The following is a 20,791-nucleotide window of genomic DNA, read 5'->3' on the forward strand; positions in this document are numbered from 1 at the left end:
CATTAAATCGGGAGCCCGCTCATGGAAACGCCAAGCGCCGACGCCGCTGTGCTCGATACCCTCTCCGGCCTGCGCTGGAACCGCTTTCACACCGTGGCCGTGCTGCTTTTCGGCCTCGGCTGGGCGCTGGACGCGTTTGAGGTCACGCTGATCGGCAATGTCATGGGGGCGCTGCGGGCGCGGTTCCAGCTGGGGGCGGATGGCATGTCGCTGTTGCTGGCGGCCTGGTTCGTGGGGCTGATGTTCGGGGCCTCCGGCTTCGGCGTGCTGTCCGACAGGTTCGGGCGGCGGCGGGTGTTTCTGATCAGCTTGGTGGTGTACGGGCTGGCGACGCTCGCGACCGGCTTCGCGCCCAATCTCGGCAGCCTGCTCGCGTTGCGGCTGATCGCCGGCCTGGGCGTGGGCGCCGAATATTCCGCCATCAATGCCGCCATCACCGAGCTGGTGCCAAGCCGCTCGCGTGGCCGTGCCGCGGCGCTGGTGCTGAATTTCTGGCCGCTCGGCAGCTTCGCGGCGGCGCTGCTGGCATGGCTGGTGTTCGCCGCGCTGCCGTCCGATCTCGGCTGGCGCGTGGTGTTTGGGTTGGGCGGCGTGGTGGCGCTCTCGGCCGCCTGGTTCCGCCGGCACTTGCCCGAGAGCCCGCGCTGGCTGCTGCAAGTGGGGCGTGGAGACGATGCGCGCGCCATCGTGGCGGGGATCGAGGCCGGGCTGACCAACATTACCCCGCCCGCCGCCGCGCCGGTGATCAGGCGCGTGCGCCGTGAAGCCGGGCAGCTTTCGCGCCTGCTGCGCCAATATCCGGGGCGTCTGGCCCTGGGCGCGATTCTCGATTTTGCCGAGGCTTCAGGCTATTACGGCCTGTTCGCGTTCCTGCCCGTCGTGGTTCTGCCGGCGCTGCATCTGCCCCCGGCCTCGCTGCCGCTTTTCTATCTCGCGGGCAGTGTGGGCGCCGCCATTGGCGGGTTGGCGGCGGCCGGGCTGCTCGACCGTGTGGGCCGGAGCTGGACGGTGGGGGGCTTCTACCTAGCCACCGCGCTCGGGCTGGTCGGCTTTGCCGCTATCACCTCATGGGGGGCGGGCGCGATCATGCTCGGCTTCGCGCTGGTGAATCTGCTCGCCACCGGCAGCTGGATCGCCGCCTATCCGACATTCTCTGAATTATTCCCCACCGCCTTGCGCGCCACGGGCATCGGCGCCTCGGTCACGGTGGGGCGGGTGGGCGCCGCGCTGGCGCCGTTTGCCGTGGGCTATGTGGGCGCGCGCAGCATGGCGGCGGCGCTGTTGCTGCTGGCGGGCGCCTGGGCGCTGGGGGCGGTGGCGATTCTGGTCTGGCGGCTGCGTGGTGGCATTGAGGCGCGCGGGCTGGCCCTGGAGAGTCTGGCGCCCCATGGCTGAACTGATCCTCAACGCGCCGGTGTTGCTGTTTGGCGGGCCTTACAGCAACATCCAGGCCCTGGAAGCGCTGTTTACCGCCGCGCGGCGGCACGGCATCCGGCCCGATCACATGATCTGCACCGGCGATATCGTCGCCTATGGCGCTGATCCCGCCGCTTGCATCGGCATGATCCGCGCGGCGGGTGTGGCCGCCATCAGGGGCAATTGCGAGGAGCAGCTCGCCGCGGACGCCGCCGAGTGCGGCTGCGGCTTCACCCCTGGCTCCGCCTGTGACCGTTTGTCGGCGGCGTGGTTCACCCATGCCCGCCGCGCGGTGAGCGATGGCGACCGCGCCTGGATGGCGGCGCTGCCCCGGCGGCTGGATCTGCGCCTGGGCCGCCATCATCTGGCCGTGGTGCATGGCGCGCCCAGCCGCATCAACAGGTTTCTCTTCGCCTCCGACCCAGATGAAATGTTTCTCGACGAGATCGCCACCACCGGGGCGGACGGCGTGATCGCCGGGCATTGCGGTCTGCCCTTCACGCGGCATCTGCCGGGCGGCGCGGTGTGGCACAATGCCGGGGCCATCGGCATGCCGGCCAATGACGGCACGCCGCGCGGTTGGTACGCGATCATCGAGGAGCGGGGCGAAGACCTCGCCTTCAGCCTGCATCCGCTGGATTACGCCCATCACGAAGCCGCCGCCGCCATGCGCCACGCCGGGCTGCCCGAGGATTATGCGGCCGCGCTGGAAACCGGCATCTGGCCCAGCCTCGATATCCTGCCCCATGCCGAGCGCGCCGCCACGGCCACGCCGCTGCCCGCCGCCCCCAAGGCCGATGCACGCGTGGCGCTGGAGCGGCTGGAGACGCTGTGGTTCAACACCGGCACGCTTTGCAACCTGGCCTGCAAGGATTGTTATATCGAGAGCAGCCCGCGCAACGACGCGCTCTCTTGGCTGCGCCTGGCTTCGGTGCGGCGGCTGCTGGATGAAGCCGCCGCGCGCCACCCGGAATTGCGTGAAGCCGCCTTCACTGGCGGCGAACCGTTCATGAATCCCGAGATCATGCCCATGCTCACCCTGGCGCTTGAGCGCGGCCTGCGCGTGCTGGTGCTGACCAACGCGATGACGCCGCTGCGCCACCATCTGCCCGCGCTGCGTGCCCTGGCGGAGCGGGATTTGCATTTGCGCGTGTCGCTCGACCATTACACCGAAGCCGGACACGCCGCCTTGCGCGGCCCGCGCGCCTGGGCGGCGGCTTTGGAAGGGATATCCGCGCTGTTCGCCGCCGGGTTCGCGCCCTCCATCGCGGCGCGGTTTGACCGCGCCCGCGAGAATGAAGCCGCCACCCGCGCCGGTTTCGCCGCCTTGTTCGCCGCCCAGGGCTGGGAGATTGATGCTGCTGACGATCAGCATCTGGTTCTGTTTCCGGAGATGAGTGCGCCCCCCGCCGCACCCGGCGTGAGCGCCGCCGCCTGGGCGGCGCTGCATCCGCGCGGCGCGGACGCGATGTGCCGCACCGCCCGCATGGTGGTGCAGCGCAAGGGCGAGGCGGATATCGCCATCACCGCCTGCACGCTGCTGCCCTTCGCGCCGCGCTTCTCGCTTGGCCGCACTTTGGCCGAGGCGGCCCGCCCGGTCACGCTGGATCATCCGCATTGTGCGCGGTTCTGCGTGTTCGGGGCGTCGTCCTGCATGAGCGTCCGATGAACCGGCGCCACCGCCTGCTGGCGCTCGGCCTGCTGGTGCTGCTCGGCGTGGTGCTGACCATGCATTTGCGTGTGCCCGATCTGGCGGTGCTGCGGCAGGCTCTGGGGGCGCATCCGGTGCTCGGCCCAGCCGTGTTCTTCGCTGCCTATGTCGTCATCACCGCGCTGTCATTGCCCATCGCCACGCTCCTTTCGCTCGCGGCCGGGGCGCTGTTCGGGGTGGCCGAGGGTAGCGTGCTGGTCTCCTTCGCCGCCAGCCTCGGGGCCAGCCTCGCTTTTCTCGCTTCCCGGTTTCTGCTGCGCGATTTCGCTCTGGCGCGGTTTCCCGGCCTGTTCGCGCGCGTCAATGCGGGCATCGCCCGAGATGGCGCGTTCTACCTTGTTTCGCTGCGGCTGGTGCCGGCCATTCCCTTTTTCGCGCTCAATTTGCTGGCCGGGCTGACCAACCTGTCTCTGGGCCGCTTCTATCTCGCCAGTCAGATCGGCATGCTGCCCGCGACGGTGATTTTCGTGAATGCCGGGGCGGGCCTTGCCGGGCTGGCCGGGCACGGGCCAGTGCTGACCCCGCGTCTGGCCACCGGGCTCGTGCTGCTGGCGCTGCTGCCGGTGCTGGCGCCGCGGTTGCGCGACGCGCTGACCGCGAAGCATCTTTACGCGCGCTGGCGAAAACCGAAGCGCTTCGAGCGCGATATCGTCGTGATCGGCGGCGGCGCGGCTGGGCTGGTGGCGTCTTACGTGGCGAGCGCGCTGAAGGCCAAGGTCACGCTCATCGAGCGCGCCGAGATGGGCGGCGATTGCCTGAATACGGGCTGCGTGCCGTCCAAAGCTCTGCTGTACGCCGCTCGCGCGGGACAGGATTTCACCGCCGCCCGCGCAGCGGTGCGCGCGGCGGTGGCCGGCATCGCGCCGCATGATTCACGCGCGCGCTATACCGCGCTCGGCGTGGATGTGCGCGAGGGGCAGGCCTTCATCGAAACGCCCTGGCAGGTGCGGGCGGGCTGCGAACGCATCACCACCCGCGCCATCATCATCGCAGCAGGCGCGGCGCCGGTCGTGCCTCCGATTCCGGGGCTGGCCGATTGCGCCTACGCCACCTCGGAGACGCTGTGGGACATCGACGCCCTGCCGGCGCGGCTGGTGATTTTGGGCGGCGGGCCGATCGGCTGTGAAATGGCACAGGCCTTCGCCTTGCTGGGCAGCGCGGTGACGCTGGTGGAAGCCGCGCCCCGCCTGCTGGTGCGTGAGGATGAGGAGGTCTCCGCCCTGATCATGGCCTCGCTTCGGGCCGCGGGCGTTGAGGTGCGCACGGGCCATCGCGCCATCGCCGCCAGGCCCGGCTTCCTGCGGGTGGCGGGGGAGCAGGGAGAGGTGGACCTGCCCTTCGACCGGCTGTTGCTGGCCATAGGCCGAAAGCCACGGGTGAGCGGTTACGGGCTGGAGGAATTGGGCATTCCGCTGACCAAGCCCGGCACCATCGAGACCAATGACGGGCTGCAAACGCTCTATCCCAATATCTTCGCCTGCGGCGATGTCGCGGGGCCTTACCAGTTCACCCATATGGCGGGCTATCAAGCCGGATTCGCCGCGATCAACGCGCTGCTCGCGCCATTCTGGCGGCTGCGCCCACGCTACCATGCCGTGCCCGCCGTCACCTTCACCACCCCCGAGATTGCCCGCGTGGGCCTGAACGAGCAGGAGGCCAAGGCCCGCAATGTCGCTTACGAGGTGACGCGTTACGTGTTCACCGAACTCGACCGCGCAATCACCGAGGCCGACATCGCCGGCTTCGTGAAGGTGCTGACCAGGCCTGGCAGCGACAAGATATTGGGCGCGACGATCGTTGGCACCGATGCGGGGGAAATGCTTACCGGCTTCACCATTGCCATGCAGCACGGGCTGGGATTGAAGAAGCTGCTTGGCGTGATCTACCCCTATCCGACGCGGGGCGAGGCGATCCGCGCCGTGGCCGGGCAATGGCGGCAGGCGCACGCGCCGGGCGGCGCGCTGGTGTGGCTGGAGCGCCTGCACCGCTGGCGTCGGGGATGAGCGTCTCCGTCGTCATCCCCACGCTGAACGAGGCGGAGCATCTGCCCGCGCTGCTGTGCGATTTGCGCGCGGGCGGGGATCTGGTGGCGGCGGTCATCGTGGCTGATGGCGGCAGCACGGATGCCACGGTCGAGAGCGCGGCGGGGGCGATGGTGGTCGCCGGGCCGCCAGGGCGCGGCGGGCAGTTGCGCCGTGGCGCCGCAGCCGCGCCTACCCCCTGGGTCTGGCTGCTGCACGCCGATTCACGCTTGCCGGAAGGCTGGCCCGCGGCGGTGCGCGCCTGCCTGGAGCACCCCGAGCGCGCCTGGTATGCGCGCCTGCGCTTCGCCAGCGCCGATCCGCGCGCGCGGTTGCTGGAAGCCGGGGTGGCGCTGCGCTGCGCATTACTGCGCCTGCCTTATGGCGATCAGGGCTTGTTGATCCACCGTGCCCTGCTCGACGCCATCGGCGGCATCCCGGAAGTCCCGCTCATGGAGGATGTGGTCCTGGCCCGGCGGTTGCGGCGGCATCTGCGCCCGATGCGGCTGGCCATCACCACCGATGCCAGCGCCTATGTCCGCGATGGCTGGTTGCGCAGGGCGTTCGGCAATCTCTGGCGGCTGGGGTGTTTCTGGGGCGGGGCGAGCGCCACGGCGCTGGCGGCGCGGTATAAACGATGAGCCTGGCCGTGGCCGTGGTGTTCGCGCGCATTCCGCGCCTTGGTGTCGGCAAGCGCCGGCTGGCGCGCGAGGCGGGTGACCGCGCGGCGCTGAATTTCGCCCGGCATAATCTGCTGCGGCTGCTGCGGCGGCTGCGCGGCTTGCGCGGGGTGGAACTGGTCCTCGCCGCCGCGCCCGACCTTCATGCCCGCTTCGCCGCCCCCGGTTTCCGGCGCATCGGCCAGGGCCGGGGCGATCTCGGCGTGCGGATGCAGCGCATCTTCAATCGCTTTCCACGCCGGCGCGTGGTGCTGGTGGGGAGCGATATTCCCGGCATCCAAGCCGCGGATATCCGTGCGGCGCTGCGCCGGCTGCGCGGCGCGGCGGCGGTGTTTGGCCCCGCCGCCGATGGCGGTTACTGGCTAGTCGGGTTGTCAGGCCGCCGGGTGGCCGCGCCCTTCGCCCGCGTGCGCTGGTCCTCGCCCTACGCTCTGGCCGACACGCTGTGCAATTTGCCCCGGCGCGAGGCGGCTTTCCTGCGCCGCCTCAGCGATGTCGACGATGCGGCGAGCCTGCGCGCCGCCATGCTTGCCTCGCCGCTGCAAAGATGACTAAAGCTTTGCCCTGAGAGGGAGGCAGGGCCCATCCGCGGCCCGTAAGGTAAGTTGGATGGCTCGCCCGCGCGCGCAGGATTACGAGGTTAAACGCTCGGCGATTTTGCATCGCGCCGCCGAACTCTTCGCGCGGTTCGGCTATGCCGGCACCTCCATCAACATGATCGCCGAGGCCTGCGGCGTCTCCAAGGCGTTGCTCTACCATTATTACCCGGACAAGGCGACGGTGCTGGTCGATATTCTGTCGAGCCATCTGCGGCAGCTTGTCGAGACGGTGGAGCGCGCGGCGGCCGCCGCGCCGCCGGATGAGCGTGTCTACGCCATCGCCCTCGCGCTGCTCGATTGCTACCGTGCCGCCGATGCCGAGCATCAGGTGCAGATCGCCGCGCTCAAGCTGCTGCCGGTGGTGCAGCAGGAAGAGCTGCGCGCGATCGAGCGGCGTCTGGTGACGCTGATGGCCGATGCCATCGCCGCTTCGGTGCCCGAGATCGGCCACGGCCCGCTGCTCAAGCCCGTCACCATGTCGGCCTTCGGCATGCTCAACTGGCACTACCTGTGGTTCCGCGAGGGGCGGGGGCTGAGCCGCGCGCAATATGCGCGGCTGGTCACGCATATGATCCTCTCCGGCGCTGCCCCGGCCGCCGCCGCCATCCAGGCCGACCAGATTACTTAATGATGGGAATGAAACAAGCATGAGCCCCGCTGCCACCGGACTTGCCCCCTGCGCCTATGCGGTGGGCGAGGAATTCTCCCGCATCTTGCAGTTCACGCCAGAGCTGGTGCGCGAATTCGCGCTGCTCGGCGGCGACACCAACCCGCTGCATCACGACGAAGCCCGCGCCCGTGCCAGCCGCTTTGGCGGGCTCATCGCCAGCGGCGGCCATTGCACGGCGGTGATGATGGGGCCGGTGGCGGATTTCATGACCAGCCGCGGCAATGCACTGGGGCTGGAGTTCAGCTTCCGTTTTCTCAAGGCGGTGCCCGCCACGGCGGCGTTGACGCTGTCCTGGCGCATCATCGAGATCACGCCCAAGCTGAGCCTGAGCGGCTATCTCATCAGCTTCGAGGGCGCCCTTCGCGGCGCTGACGGCACCGTGTTCGTCTCCTCGCGCTGCACGGGGTTGTCGATGACCGGGCCCGTGTGAGCTTATCGCGCCCGCCCCGTGAACCGCGCCGGGCGCTTCTCGGTGAAGGCCCGCACGCCCTCTTGATGATCCGGTGTGTACCCGGCCTCGCGCTGCAAATCGCGCTCAAGGTCGAGCTGCGCGTCGAGCGCGTTGCCGCTCGAGGCATTCAGCGCCGCCTTGGTCATCGCCAGCCCCTGGGTGGGCTGCGTGGCCAGATGCGCGGTCAGCGCCCGCGCCTCGTCGAGCAGCGCGGTGTCGTCCACCGCTTTCCAGATCATCCCCCATGCCGCCGCCTGCTCGGCGCTCACCGGCTCGGCCAGCAGCATTAGCGCGCGGGCGCGGGCCTCGCCGATCAGCCGGGGCAGGAAGAAGGTGCCGCCGGCATCCGGCACCAGCCCGATCTTGGCGAAGGCCTGGATGAATTTCGCCGAGCGCGCGGCGAGCACGATGTCGCAGGCCAGGGCGACATTGGCGCCCGCCCCGGCGGCGACCCCGTTAACGGCGCAGACCACCGGCTTGCGCAGCGCGCGGATACGCCGCACCAGCGGGTTGTAGAGCGTGTCGAGCGCGGCGCCGAGATCGGGCGGGGCGGCGCTTTCGGCGCTGTCGCCCAGATCATGCCCGGCGCAAAACCCGCGCCCGGCCCCGGTGAGCAGCACGGCGCGGCAGTCATCGCTGGCGGCGGCGTCAAGCGCCGCGGCCAAGGCGTGGTGCAGCTCCTCGTTGAAGGCATTCAGCCGCTCGGGCCGGTTGAGGGTCAACTCGGTCCAACCCTCATGCTGGGATACTAGCACCGTTGCGTTCACCTGTTCCTCCGATTTCGGGCGGTCCAGCCCCATTTAATTAACCGATCATTCGATTAAAAAGTTAATCCAATGGCCGGTCCTGTCAACATTGGCCATCGCCCGGCGATGTTTCCCTGGCGTTAATCGTTTTGACGTTATGTCCAAAGCCGTAAATGCAAAAGCGGGCTTGGGATCATTCGTCGCATGGCACATGAGGACACGGCAATCGTTGATGCTCCCGCGCCTGCCTGGCACGACAGGGCGGTGCTGGACATCATCGCCGGCCTGCTGAAGATTCATGGCTTTCCGGAATTTTTCGATGCGGCGGCGGCGGCGCTGGCGCGGCTGGTCGGGGCCGATGGCGCGGCCCTGGTGGTGCCCGACGGGGCGGACCGGTTGCGCTACCGGCTGTTTCATGGGCTGGAGACGCTCGGCCAGGCGCCGATCACCAAATTCAGTTTCCCCGCGCAGCGCGGTACGGTGGGGCAGGTGCTGGCCACGGGCGAATATCGCTTCACCGCCGATTATGCCGCGAGCGAGGCGGCGATGCCCGAATTCATCGCCGCTGGGCTGTTCGCCAATCTGGTGCTGCCGCTGGGCGGGCCGAGCGGGCCGCTCGGCGCCCTCGCGGTGGCGTGGCTATATCGCAAGCCGCCACCGTTAACCGCTGACGCCCTCGCCTATGCCGAGTTCTTCGCGGCCCTGATTGGCAATGCGCTGTACCGCGAGGGGCTGGAGCGCCAACTCGAACACCGCTCGCTCACCGACCCGCTCACCGGCCTGCCGAATCGCCGCATGTTCATGCTGCGCCTGCGCGAAGGGCAGCGCCGCGCGATCCGCAACCAGTCGCTGATGGTGCTCGCGGTTCTCGACCTTGATGGTTTCAAGGCGATCAACGATGTTTACGGCCACGCCATGGGCGATCAGCGGCTCTGCCAAGCCGCCGAGGCGATGCGTCGCAGCATCCGCGAGGTGGACATGGTCGCGCGCCTCGGCGGGGATGAATTCGTTATCATCCTCGAAGATATCTGTTCGGTGCGGGAGGTGCGGGCCATTCTCCGGCGCATCGTGGCGGCGGTGGCCAATAACGAGGGCAACCGGGACTCGCCGCAGAAACTGACCGCCAGCCTCGGGGCCAGCGTTTATCCGCTGGATTTCGTGGCGCCGGATACCCTGCTCAAACACGCCGATCAGGCCATGTACCGCGCTAAGCGCGACGGCGGTAATCAATACGCGCTCTACGACGAGCATCTCGGCGGCAGCCTTTAGCGGCGCCCGGAGGGATGCGCGATTGCCCCACCCGCAGCGCTGTGGCAGGAGGTTGCGCATAATCGACAACAGGGCGGAGCGCCGGGTGCGGCGACAGACGAGGGCCGATGAATTTACCCAGCTTCGAGAATGTCAGCGACATCGTCTTTTATCACGCCGAGCGCCAGCCAGAGGCGCCAGCCCTGATCATGGGGCGCGAGACGCTCTCTTATGCCCAATATGCCCGGCTGGTCGCCCAGGCCACGGTTTATCTGGGCGAGCGCGGGCTTAAACAGGGCGACCGCGTGGGGCTCAGCATGGTCAACAGCCTGGAGCATAGCATTCTGCTGCTGGCGCTGCTGCGCATCGGGGCGACACCCATCGAGCTTTCCATCGACCTCGACCGCGCCGGCTTCGCCGCCCTGGTTACCCGTTACCAGATGGCCGCGACTTTCACTGATATTGGCGGCCCGTCCTCCAACGCGCCGCTGGCGCTGCAAATCGGCCTGGGCTGGCGCGCGGAACTGGCCACCCTGCAGGGTGACCGGCGCTGTGCCGCGAGCGGGGATGAGATCTTCATGATTTCGCTGAGTTCGGGCAGCACCGGGATTCAGAAAGGCGTTGTCGTGAGCCATGCGCAGCGGCTGCGGCGGATGCAGGTCTATGCCGAAACCGAACCCTATTGGCGGCCCGAGGCGCCCTTGCCTGTGATATTGGCGGCGGCGCCGAATAATGGGCTGATCACCCATTTCTTCCCGGTGCAATTGATGATGGGCGGGGTCTGCATCCTGCTGCCACTGTATCGCCGGCTGATCGATCTGGCCCGTGAATGCGCAAGCTGGGGGGAGGTGATCTGCCCGATGCCGCCCGGCTTGGCGCTGGAGATGCTCGCTTTCGCCACCCCCGGCGAAAAGCTGTTTCCCGAGATGGCGGCGCTCGTCATGGCCGGGCAGCCATTGGCCGCGCACCATAAGCTGGCGCTGCTCGAGCAGCTCACCCCGCGGGTTTACGATGTTTACGGCTCGTCGGGCTATGGGCTGGTGTCGATGATCGGCGCCTCCGAGCAGGCTGAACATGCCGAGAGTGTCGGGCGGATCATCATGCATCCCGGCGTCGAGGTGGAGTTCCTGGGCCCCGATGGGCAGCCCGTGCCCGCCAGCACCGGCGGGCAGATGCGCATGCGCGGCCCGACCATGGCGCAGGGGTTCTTCCATGCCGAGGATAACAGCCGCGGCACCGAGCGGTTCCTCGACGGCTGGTATTATCCCGGCGATGTCGCGCGGGTGGATGAGCAGGGCTACCTGGTGCTGCTCGGGCGGCTGGCCGATGCCATCAGGCTGGGCAACCGGACGATTTATCCGGGCGAGGTGGAAAGCGTCATCACCCGCCACCCCGATGTGCTCGACGCGGCCGTAGTGAGTCGGCCGGTGCCGGGCGGGAGCGCCGAGCTTTGCGGCTTCATCGTCGCGCGCCCGGGCGCCAACAGGCACGCCATCGCCACCCATTGCCGCAAGCAATTGCCAGCGGAGAAACAGCCTAAATACCTCATCTATCTTGACCGCATGCCGGTTAGCCCCGGCGGCAAGCTCGACCGTCCGGCGCTGCGCGCGATGCCCGTGAGTCTGCCCGCCCCGCTATGAGGTGGGCGGCGTCTTGCCTCTGGCGGCGCGGGCCATGCGCGGCGCCGATCCGGCGATGATGGCGCATTGGGGGCGGACCGCGTTCGATCTGTGGAGGCAGGCATGAGCGAGACCACACCCGGCCCGGATGGCCGCCCACGCTGCGCATGGTGCATGGCGACGCCGGATTATCTGCGATACCACGATACCGAATGGGGCTTCCCCGTGGCGGATGATACCCGCCTGTTCGAGAAGCTGTGCCTGGAGGGCTTCCAGTCCGGCCTGAGCTGGCGCACCATTCTCGCCAAGCGGGAGAATTTCCGTAGCGTGTTTAAGGGCTTCGAGATCGAGGCGGTGGCGCGTTTCGGGCCCGCTGATGTCGCCCGGCTGCTGGCCGACCCCGGCATCGTGCGCCACCGGGGCAAGATCGAAGCCGCCATCAACAACGCCAAACGAGCGCGGGAGCTGGTGGCCGAGGCTGGGTCGCTGGCCGCCTTCATCTGGCGCTTCGCGCCGCCCGCGCCGGCCGGGCTGCGCCATATCGCCACCTCGCCAGAGTCCATCGCCCTCTCCAAGGCTCTGAAGGCGCGCGGCTGGGCCTTTGTCGGCCCCACGACCATTTACGCCTTCATGCAAGCCATGGGGCTGGTCAATGACCATGCCGAGGGCTGCGCCATCCGCCCCGAAGCCGAGCGCGCCCGTAAAGCCTTCCCCCGGCCCTGACTCTCATCGAAACCGGTATTTTAAAAAATATCGAAAATTTTTTGGTTTCGAGGGGGTGTAGCCCTGGATTCGCCCTTTTTCCGGCGGTACAACAATTCTGGGCTGAAGCGTGAGCCAGATCGGTCAACGTAAAAGACGGGCGAGGCTCTTACGAACATTGTTTCGGCGAGAGGTTTGTCTGCTTGCGCCGCGCGGGCGCTCACAAACAGGGGATTACGCATGTCGTCCAAGCAGGACATCACGAATATTTTCACGCAGGAAGAAGGCGTTATCAGCATTGGCGGCATCGACGCCCTGGTTCGTCTGACGCTTGACCAGATCCGCATGGATGCCCGCCGTGGCCTCAAGACCGGCATGTTCGTTTCGGGCTATCGCGGCTCGCCGGTCGGCATGCTCGACGCCGCCTTGCTGCGCCAGCAAAAATTGCTGATCAAGAACAATATCCATTTCGTTGATGGCCTGAACGAGGACCTCGCCGCCACCGCTGTGTGGGGTACGCAGATGCTGCACGCCGTGGGCCAGCAAAAGCTCGATGGCGTGACCGGCATGTGGTATGGCAAGGCGCCGGGCGTGGACCGGTCGGGCGATGCGCTGAAGCACGCCAATTATACCGGCATCGACAAGAATGGCGGCGTGCTCGCCATCGCGGGTGACGACCCGAGCTGCAAATCCTCCTCGCTGTGCAGCCAGTCCGAGCCGATGCTCTATCATGTCGGCATCCCCTCGCTATATCCGGCCGACCAGCAGGAAATTCTCGATTTCGGCCTGCATGGCTACAACATGTCCCGCCTCGCGGGCTTGTGGATGGGCATGAAGATCGTCACCAACATCGCCGATGGCGCGGGCGAGGCCGAGGTTTCGCTCGACCGCCTGAACTTCGTGACGCCCGACCTCACCTTCGACGGCGTGCCCTTCCTGCCCAACATGAACCTGGGCATGAATGTGCGCTCCGAGGCGCTGGAGATGGAGCAGTCGCTCTACACCCGCCGCCACGAGATCATCAAACGCTACGCTGCCGCCAACAACCTCAACCGCGTGGTGCTGCGTAACGAAAACGCCTGGCTCGGCATCATCACCGCCGGCAAGACCTATCACGATGTCAAGCAGGCCTTCTTCGAGCTGGGTCTGAATGATGACGATCTGAAGCGCCTGGGCGTGCGCATCCTCAAGATGGGCATGCTGTTCCCGATGGAGCCATCGGTGGTGCGCGATTTCGCGCAGGGGCTGGAGGAGATCTTCGTCATCGAGGAGAAACGTCCGTTCCTCGAAATGTTCGCCAAGAACGTGCTCTACGGCACCGCCAACGCGCCGCGCGTGGTCGGCAAGTTCGACGAGCAGGAGCGCGAGCTGCTGCCGCATTACGGTGAGTTCGAGTCCGACGTGATCGCCCGCGCCCTGGTCCAGCGTTTGTCGCGCAAGGGGCGCATCGAGTCCGCCGAGGCGTGGCTGAACCGGCTGGACGAGATCAAGGTCCGCGACAAGGTGGCGACGATGACGCGCACCGCCTGGTATTGCTCGGGTTGCCCGCACAACTCCTCCACCGTGGCGCCCGAGGGCGCGGTGGTGTCGGCCGGCATTGGCTGCCACACCATGGCGATGTGGATGGGCCGCAACACGGTGATGGGCACGCATATGGGCGCCGAGGGCGCGCAATGGATCGGCATGCAGCCTTTCACCGATCTCAAGCACATCTTCCAGAACATGGGCGACGGCACCTATGCCCATTCGGGCAGCCTCGCCATCCGCTATTGCGCCTCGACCAACGCCAACATCACCTTCAAGCTGCTCTACAACGCCCATACCTCGATGACCGGCGGGCAGGAGATCATGGGCGCGCATAAGGTGGCCGAGGTGGTGGCCGAGCTGCTCGCCAATGGCGTCAAGAAGGTGATCGTCACCGCCGATGACCCCAACCGCTACAAGGGCCTGACCCTGGCCGGCGGCACCGAAATCTGGCACCGCGACCGGCTGGACGAGGCGCAGCGCGCCCTGGCTGCCGTCGAGGGCACCACGGTGCTGATCCACGACCAGGAATGCGCCGCCGAACTGCGCCGCGCCCGCTCGCGCGGCAAGGCCGAGGAACCCGCGCAGCAGATGATCATCAATGAACGCGTCTGCGAAGGCTGCGGCGATTGCGGCGAGGTCTCCAACTGCATGAGCGTGGAGCCGGTGGACACCGAGTTCGGCCGCAAGACGCGCATCCACCAATCCTCGTGCAACAAGGATTATTCCTGCGTGAAGGGCTTCTGCCCGTCCTTCCTCACCGTCACCCCGAACCCCGAGCCGGTGGAGGGCGATAAGCCGAAGAAGAAAAAGAAGGGCCGCATTCCGGCACTCACCCGCGAGCTGTCGCAGCCCGCGTTCAAGGTGGATACCTCGGTCGGCTTCAATGTGCATCTGATGGGCATTGGCGGCACCGGCTCCGTCACCGTGGCGGCGACCATCGCCAACGCGGCGCGGCTGGAGGGGCTGCATGTCATCAGCCTGGACCAGACGGGCCTGGCGCAGAAGGGCGGCGCGGTGATCTCCGACGTGAAGGTGAGCCACAAGCCGTTCGATGGCTCCAACAAGATCACCGACGGGCGCACCGATCTGTATCTCGGCTTTGACATCCTCAACGCCACCGATCCCAAGAACCTCGATAAATGCCTGTCCGGGCGCACCATCGCGGTGGTCTCCACCACCAAGACGCCGACCGGCCACAATGTCACCAACCGCCACAAGCCGTTCCCGGTGGTGGAGCCGCTGGTGGCGGCGATCAACAACGTCACCCGCCGCGAGGACAACGTGTTCCTCGACGGCCAGGCGCTGGCTGATGGGCTGTTCGCGGACTCCATGGCCACCAATTTGTTCATGGTCGGCGTCGCCTATCAGGCGGGCGGCATCCCGCTGAAGGCGGAATCGCTGGAGCAGGCCATCCGCATGGCGGGCGTGGGCGTCGAGCAAGGCATCGCCGCCTTCCGCTGGGGCCGCATGTCGCTGGCGGACCGCGACTTCGTGCTGGCCGAGATCGCCAAATACGCCCCGGCCGTGACCGTGCCGGAACTTTCGGCCGCGGCGCAGCGGATCGTCGGGAGCATCGGCGCCGAGGGCGAAGTGCGGCGTCTGGCCGAGGCCCGCGTGCCGGAGCTGATCGCCTATCAGAATGAGGCTTATGCCCAGCGCTATGCCGACGCCCTGCGCGCCGTGGTGGCGGCCGAGGCCAAGGCCAAGCCGGGCAGCACCGCGCTTGCCGAAGCGGCGGCGCGCAACTTGTACAAACTGATGGCCTATAAGGACGAGTACGAGGTGGCGCGCCTGCACAGCCTGCCGGAGTTCCAGGCCGAACTGAAGGCGATGTTCCCCAACGGCTACAGCGTGAAGTACAACCTCGCCCCGCCGATGATGGCCAAGCGCGACCCCGCCACCGGCCATCTGCGCAAGCAGGAATACGGCCCCTGGATGGGCAAGGCGTTCAACGTGCTGGCGAGGTTCAAGGGCCTGCGCGGCACCGCGCTAGATGTGTTTGGCAAGACCGAGGAACGCCGCACGGAGCGCCAACTGATGGCCGACTACCTGCAAACCCTGGGCAATATCTCCGCCCGCCTCACCGCCGCGAATTACGACACGGCGGTGGCGCTGGCCAATATCCCGGATGAGATCCGGGGCTATGGCCATGTGAAGGAGAAGGCGATCGCCGAAGCCGCCATCCGCAAGGCGGAATTGCAGGCGGCCTTCAACTAAGGCCCCCCGACAAGACTGACGCAATGCCCGTGCCGGGGATGACCCGGCACGGGTGTTTTATTTTACAGGCTCGGCAGATCCAGCCCGAATTCGCGGGCGCAATCCTTGGCGATATCGTAGCCCGCATCGGCATGGCGCATCACGCCGGTGGCCGGGTCGTTCCACAGCACCCGCTCCAGCCGCTTCGCCGCTTCCGGCGTGCCATCAGCGCAGATCACCATGCCCGCATGCTGCGAGAAGCCCATGCCTACGCCGCCGCCATGGTGCAGCGACACCCAGGTCGCCCCCGAGGCGCAGTTGAGCAGCGCGTTCAGCAGCGGCCAATCGGAGACAGCGTCGGAGCCGTCCAGCATGGCTTCGGTCTCGCGGTTGGGCGAGGCGACGGAGCCGGAATCCAGATGGTCGCGCCCGATCACCACCGGGGCGGAAAGCTCGCCCTTGGCTACCATCTCGTTGAAAGCCAGCCCCAGCCGGTGGCGGTCGCCCAGCCCCACCCAGCAGATGCGCGCGGGCAGGCCCTGGAAGGCGATGCGCTCCCTGGCCATGTCCAGCCAGTTGTGCAGGTGCTTGTCGTGCGGCAGCAGCTCCTTCACCTTGGCGTCGGTCTTGTAGATATCCTCCGGGTCGCCCGAGAGCGCGGCCCAGCGGAACGGCCCGATGCCCCGGCAGAAGAGCGGGCGGATATAGGCGGGCACGAAGCCGGGGAAGTCGAAGGCATGGTCCACGCCATGCTCTTTCGCGCGCTGGCGGATGTTGTTGCCGTAATCGAAGGTGGGCACGCCCATCTTCATGAATTCCAGCATCGCCCGCACATGCACCGCCATCGAGGCGCAGGCGGCTTCCTCCACCGCTTTCGGGTCGGTCTCGCGCTTGGCTTCCCATTCCGCCACGGTCCACCCGGCGGGCAGATAGCCGTTTACCGGGTCGTGCGCCGAGGTCTGGTCGGTCAGCATGTCCGGCTTCACGCCCCGGCGCAGCAACTCGGGCAGCACCTCGGCGGCGTTGCCGAGCAGGGCGACGGAGACGGCCTTTTTCTCGGCGCAGGCGCGCTCAATGATCGCCAGCGCTTGGTCCAGCGTGTCGGCGCGCACATCCACATAGCGGGTCTTCAGGCGCATATCGATGCGGCTGGCCTGGCATTCGATGGCCAGGCAGGAGGCGCCGGCCATGGTCGCGGCCAGAGGCTGCGCGCCGCCCATGCCGCCCAGCCCGGCGGTGAGCACCCATTTGCCCGCGAGATCGCCATTGTAATGGCGCCGCCCGGCTTCCACGAAGGTCTCGTAAGTGCCCTGCACAATGCCCTGGGAGCCGATATAGATCCACGAGCCAGCGGTCATCTGGCCGTACATCATCAGCCCCTTGCGGTCCAACTCGTTGAAGTGATCCCAATTCGCCCAGTGCGGCACGAGGTTGGAGTTGGCGATCAGCACGCGCGGCGCGTCGGGGTGGGTGCGGAAGATGCCGACCGGCTTGCCCGATTGCACCAGCAGGGTCTGGTCGGCCTCCAGCCGGCGCAGCGCGGCCACGATGCGGTCATAGCTCTCCCAATCGCGCGCGGCGCGGCCGATGCCGCCATACACCACCAGTTCCTCCGGGCGCTCGGCCACGATCGGGTCGAGATTATTCATCAGCATGCGCAGCGGCGCTTCGGTGAGCCAGGATTTGGCGGAGAGTTCCGGCCCGTGCGGGGCGCGGATGACGCGGGCATTGTCCAGGCGGGTCATGAGCAAAGTCCTTTCAGGATGGTTTCAAGAACCGGCTGGATCGGCGCCGGCGAGAGGATGGGTGTGGGCCAGTTTTCGGGGGCCGGGGCGGCGGGCTCATCCATGTAGCCGCGCATGGCGAGTTCCATCTGGATGGCATGCACGCCCCGCGCCGGGTCGGCGTAATGGCGGGTGATCCAGCCACCCTTGAAGCGGCCGTTCAGCACCCAGGAAAAGTGGCTTTCGGCGCAGGCCTCCACCACATGCGCTGCCCGCGCCGGGGCGCAGGAGCGGCCATCATTGGTGCCGATGTTGAATTGCGGCAGCTCGCCCTCGAACAGCCGGGGGATGCGGCTGCGGATGGAGTGGCAGTCATACAGCGTGATTTCGTCATGCAGCCCGCGCAGCCGGGCGATCTCCGCCGAGAGCGCGTGGTGATAGGGCCAGAAATAGCGTCCCAGCCGCCGTGTGGTTTCGGCCTCGTCCGGCGCCGCGCAGAGCGGTTCGCCATCGAAGGTCTCGGTTGGGCAGAGCCCGGTGGTGGCCTGGCCCGGATAGAGCGAGACGCCCGAGGGATCGCGGTTCAGGTCGATCACCGTGCGCGAGACAGTGGCGCGGATGATGGTGGCGTCCAACGCCTCGGCGAAGGCGTAGAGTGCTGGGATATGCCAGTCGGCATCCTTGCGCGCCAGCCAGTCGGAAGCAAACGCGCCGGCAAATTCCTCCGGGATTTCGGTGCCCGCATGCGGCATCGAGAGGATGAGCGGCGCCTTGCCCCGGCGCAGCGTGAACAGGCTCATGCCACCCCCGGCAGGCGCGGATCATCGAGCGCCCCGGCGGCGAGCAGGGCGATTGCGGCCTCGATATCCGGGGCGAAATGTCGGTCATCGTCCAGATGCGGTACCTGGGCGCGGAGTTTCGCGCGCGCCGCCTCCAGCGGGGCGGAGGATTTCATCGGCCAGAAATCGCAGCCCTGGGCAGCGGCCAGCCACTCGATGGCCAGCACCCCGCGCAGATTATCCGCCATCTCGCGCAGACGGCGCGCGCCATGCGCGGCCATGGAGACGTGATCCTCCTGATTGGCGCTGGTCGGAATCGAATCCACCGAGGCAGGGAAGGCGCGGGTCTTGTTCTCCGAGACCAGGGCGGCGGCGGTGACTTGCGGGATCATGAAGCCCGAGTTCAACCCCGGCTTGGGGGTGAGGAAGGCGGGCAGGCCCGACAGCGCCGGGTCCACCAGCATGGCCAGCCGCCGCTCGGCCAGCGAGCCGATCTCGCAGATCGCCATGGCGATGATATCCGCCGCGAAGGCCACCGGCTCGGCGTGGAAATTGCCGCCCGAGAGCGCCACCGCCGGGCCGGTGAAGATCAGCGGATTATCGGTCACGCCATTGGCCTCGGTCTCCAGCGTCGCGGCGGCCTGGCGCAGAATATCCAGCACCGCGCCCATCACTTGCGGCTGGCAGCGTAGGCAATACGGGTCCTGCACGCGCGGGTCGTCCACTCGGTGCGAGGCGCGGATCTCGCTGCCCGCCATCAATTCGCGCAGCGCGGCGGCCACCTCCGCCTGGCCCTTGTGGCGGCGCACGGCGTGAATGCGCGGGTCGAACGGCGCGTCAGTGCCCCTGGCGGCGTCGGTGGAGAGCGCGCCGGTGATTAGCGCGGCGCGGAACAGGCGCTCGGCCTCGAACAGCCCGGCGAGCGCGTTGGCGGTGGAGAATTGTGTGCCGTTGAGCAGCGCCAGCCCTTCCTTGGGTCCGAGCGTCAGCGGCGTGAGCCCGGCCTCGGCCAGCGCCTGCGGGGCGGGGACGCGCACGCCGCGCACGAAAAACGCGCCAACGCCGAGCATCGCGGCGGTCATATGCGCCAGTGGCGCGAGGTCGCCCGAGGCGCCCACCGAACCTTGGCACGGCACCACCGGGATCAGGTCTTTCTCGAGCAGCGCGGCGAGCATCCGCACCGTTTCCACACGCACGCCGGACGCCCCCTGGCCGAGCGAGCCGAGCTTGAGCGCCAGCATCAGCCGGGCCACGGGCACCGGCATCGGCGCGCCCACCCCGGCGGCGTGGCTGAGCACCAGATTGCGCTGCAAGGTGGCGAGATCCGCCGCCGCGATGCGCACCGAGGCGAGTTTTCCAAACCCGGTATTGATGCCGTAAACCGGCTCGTCACGAGCCAGGATTTCGTCCACCGCCGCCGCGCCCGCGGCGATCACCGGAATCGCGCCTTCGTCCAGGCTGAAAGCGGCGCCTTGATAAAGATCGCGCCATTGGGCCAGCGTGACGGCGCCGGGGGTAAAAATCATGACACACTCCAGATTCGTTGATAAAGCGGATTAAAACCCATGCGGTACACCAGCTCCGCCGGATGCTCGATGTCCCAGATCGCGAGATGGCATTTCGCCCCCTGGCGCAGCACGCCCACATCGGCCCGGCCCAAAGCGGCGGCGGCGTGGCGGGTGACGCCGAGCAGGCATTCGGTGATGGTGAGGCGGAATTGCGTGGCGGCCATGTTCATCGCCAGCAGCAGCGAGAAGAGCGGCGAGGTGCCGGGGTTGAGGTCGGTGGACACCGCCATGCGCACGCCATGGCGGCGCAGCGCCTCGATCGGCGGCAGGCGTGTCTCGCGCAGGGTAAAGAAGGCGCCCGGCAGCAGCACCGCCACGGTGCCCGATTGCGCCATCGCCCGCACGCCGTCTTCGTCGGTGTATTCCAGATGGTCCGCCGAGAGCGCGTTGAAGCGCCCGGCCAGGGCGGCGCCGTGCAAATTGGAGAGCTGGTCGGCATGCAGCTTCACCCGCAGCCCGTGCGCGGCGGCGGCAGCGAATACCTGCGCGATTTCCTCAGGCGAGAAGGCGATGGTCTCGCAGAACGCATCCACCGCGTCAGCCAGCCCGTGGCGCGCGACATGCGGGATCATTTCCTCGCAAACCAGGCGGAGATAATCCGCGCGCGGCATGTCCGGCGGCACTGAATGCGCGCCAAGGAAGGTGGGGGAGATATCCGCCACGTCGCCCAGCGCGCGGGCAACCGTGAGGCATTTATACTCCGCCTCGGGGGCGAGCCCGTAGCCCGATTTCACCTCCACCGTGGTCACGCCCTCGGCCAGCAACGGGGCCAAGCGATGGCGCGCGGCGGCCTCCAGCGCGGCGGGGCTGGCCGCGCGGGTGGCGCTCATGGTGCCAAGAATGCCGCCGCCCTGGCGGGCGATCTCCTCGTAGCTGGCGCCGTCCAGCCGCGCCTCGAACTCCGCCGCGCGGTTGCCGGCATAGATCAGATGCGTGTGGCAATCGATCAGCCCGGGCGTGATCCAGCGCCCGGCGCAATCCACCACCTCATCGGCCGGCAGCGCGCGCACCGGCCCGGCATAGACGATCCGCCCCGCCTGCTCGGCCACCATGCCATGCTCCACCACGCCCAGCCCGGGCAGGGCGGGGTCCATGGTGGCGAGACGGGCATTGGTGAAAACGCGCATCGTGAAT

General features: G+C 67.7%; 16 protein-coding genes. 11 read left to right on the forward strand and 5 right to left on the reverse strand.

The window, feature by feature from the left end; all coding sequences use genetic code 11:
- Window positions 1-21: 21 nt before the first annotated feature.
- Genes LI953_RS07940 through LI953_RS07970 form a run of 7 tightly spaced genes read left to right on the forward strand, consistent with a single transcriptional unit; the run spans window position 22 to window position 7,527 of the window.
- Window positions 22-1,395, forward strand: a complete 1,374-nt coding sequence (locus tag LI953_RS07940; protein ID WP_227075507.1) for an MFS transporter — start codon at window positions 22-24, stop codon at window positions 1,393-1,395.
- On the forward strand, window positions 1,388-3,085 hold the full coding sequence (locus LI953_RS07945) for a radical SAM protein (protein WP_227075508.1): 1,698 nt from the start codon (window positions 1,388-1,390) through the stop codon (window positions 3,083-3,085). The genes LI953_RS07940 and LI953_RS07945 overlap by 8 nt, the downstream gene beginning before the upstream one ends.
- On the forward strand, window positions 3,082-5,130 hold the full coding sequence (locus LI953_RS07950) for an FAD-dependent oxidoreductase (protein ID WP_227075509.1): 2,049 nt from the start codon (window positions 3,082-3,084) through the stop codon (window positions 5,128-5,130). The genes LI953_RS07945 and LI953_RS07950 overlap by 4 nt, the downstream gene beginning before the upstream one ends.
- The gene (locus LI953_RS07955; protein WP_227075510.1) at window positions 5,127-5,789 is read left to right on the forward strand and encodes a glycosyltransferase; all 663 of its coding nucleotides are present in this window, start codon (window positions 5,127-5,129) and stop codon (window positions 5,787-5,789) included. Before LI953_RS07950 ends, LI953_RS07955 begins: the two co-directional genes overlap by 4 nt.
- Window positions 5,786-6,379 (forward strand): DUF2064 domain-containing protein, encoded by a 594-nt coding sequence (locus LI953_RS07960; protein ID WP_227075511.1) that lies wholly within the window; start codon window positions 5,786-5,788, stop codon window positions 6,377-6,379. The genes LI953_RS07955 and LI953_RS07960 overlap by 4 nt, the downstream gene beginning before the upstream one ends.
- 58 nt (window positions 6,380-6,437) lie before the next feature.
- Window positions 6,438-7,055, forward strand: a complete 618-nt coding sequence (locus LI953_RS07965; RefSeq protein WP_227075512.1) for a TetR/AcrR family transcriptional regulator — start codon at window positions 6,438-6,440, stop codon at window positions 7,053-7,055.
- 19 nt (window positions 7,056-7,074) lie between these two features.
- A complete protein-coding gene (locus tag LI953_RS07970) occupies window positions 7,075-7,527 on the forward strand; it encodes a MaoC family dehydratase (RefSeq protein WP_227075513.1) in 453 nt (150 codons plus the stop codon).
- Window positions 7,528-7,529: 2 nt separating this feature from the next.
- Here the strand turns inward: LI953_RS07970 and paaG are convergent, their stop codons facing one another.
- Window positions 7,530-8,348 carry a 2-(1,2-epoxy-1,2-dihydrophenyl)acetyl-CoA isomerase PaaG gene (gene paaG / locus LI953_RS07975; protein WP_227075514.1) on the reverse strand — a complete coding sequence of 273 codons (819 nt, stop codon included), beginning with the start codon at window positions 8,346-8,348 and terminating at the stop codon, window positions 7,530-7,532.
- A 150-nt stretch (window positions 8,349-8,498) separates the two neighbouring features.
- On the opposite strand from paaG, the gene LI953_RS07980 reads away from it, so the two are divergent.
- From LI953_RS07980 to LI953_RS07995, 4 genes are all read left to right on the forward strand, one after another.
- Window positions 8,499-9,563 (forward strand): sensor domain-containing diguanylate cyclase, encoded by a 1,065-nt coding sequence (locus LI953_RS07980; RefSeq protein ID WP_227075515.1) that lies wholly within the window; start codon window positions 8,499-8,501, stop codon window positions 9,561-9,563.
- Window positions 9,564-9,670: 107 nt separating this feature from the next.
- Window positions 9,671-11,182 (forward strand): class I adenylate-forming enzyme family protein, encoded by a 1,512-nt coding sequence (locus LI953_RS07985; RefSeq protein WP_227075516.1) that lies wholly within the window; start codon window positions 9,671-9,673, stop codon window positions 11,180-11,182.
- 102 nt (window positions 11,183-11,284) lie between these two features.
- Window positions 11,285-11,884, forward strand: coding sequence for a DNA-3-methyladenine glycosylase I (locus tag LI953_RS07990; RefSeq protein ID WP_227075517.1), 600 nt, complete (start codon window positions 11,285-11,287; stop codon window positions 11,882-11,884).
- Between the two features lie 219 nt (window positions 11,885-12,103).
- The gene (locus LI953_RS07995) at window positions 12,104-15,607 is read left to right on the forward strand and encodes an indolepyruvate ferredoxin oxidoreductase family protein (RefSeq protein WP_227075518.1); all 3,504 of its coding nucleotides are present in this window, start codon (window positions 12,104-12,106) and stop codon (window positions 15,605-15,607) included.
- A gap of 62 nt (window positions 15,608-15,669) precedes the next feature.
- Here the strand turns inward: LI953_RS07995 and hutU are convergent, their stop codons facing one another.
- Genes hutU through hutI form a run of 4 tightly spaced genes read right to left on the reverse strand, consistent with a single transcriptional unit; the run spans window position 15,670 to window position 20,784 of the window.
- Complete coding sequence (gene hutU, locus LI953_RS08000) at window positions 15,670-17,331, reverse strand: urocanate hydratase (protein WP_227075519.1); 1,662 nt, start codon at window positions 17,329-17,331, stop codon at window positions 15,670-15,672.
- Complete coding sequence (gene hutG, locus LI953_RS08005) at window positions 17,328-18,110, reverse strand: N-formylglutamate deformylase (protein ID WP_227075520.1); 783 nt, start codon at window positions 18,108-18,110, stop codon at window positions 17,328-17,330. Before hutG ends, hutU begins: the two co-directional genes overlap by 4 nt.
- Window positions 18,107-19,615, reverse strand: coding sequence for a histidine ammonia-lyase (hutH, locus tag LI953_RS08010; RefSeq protein ID WP_227075521.1), 1,509 nt, complete (start codon window positions 19,613-19,615; stop codon window positions 18,107-18,109). The genes hutG and hutH overlap by 4 nt, the downstream gene beginning before the upstream one ends.
- Entirely contained in the window at window positions 19,612-20,784 is a 1,173-nt protein-coding gene (gene hutI, locus LI953_RS08015) for an imidazolonepropionase (RefSeq protein WP_227075522.1), read from the reverse strand. The genes hutH and hutI overlap by 4 nt, the downstream gene beginning before the upstream one ends.
- Window positions 20,785-20,791 lie beyond the last annotated feature (7 nt).

The sequence above is a fragment of the Acidocella sp. KAb 2-4 genome (genome assembly GCF_020567705.1).
Taxonomy (GTDB): Bacteria; Pseudomonadota; Alphaproteobacteria; order Acetobacterales; family Acetobacteraceae; genus Acidocella.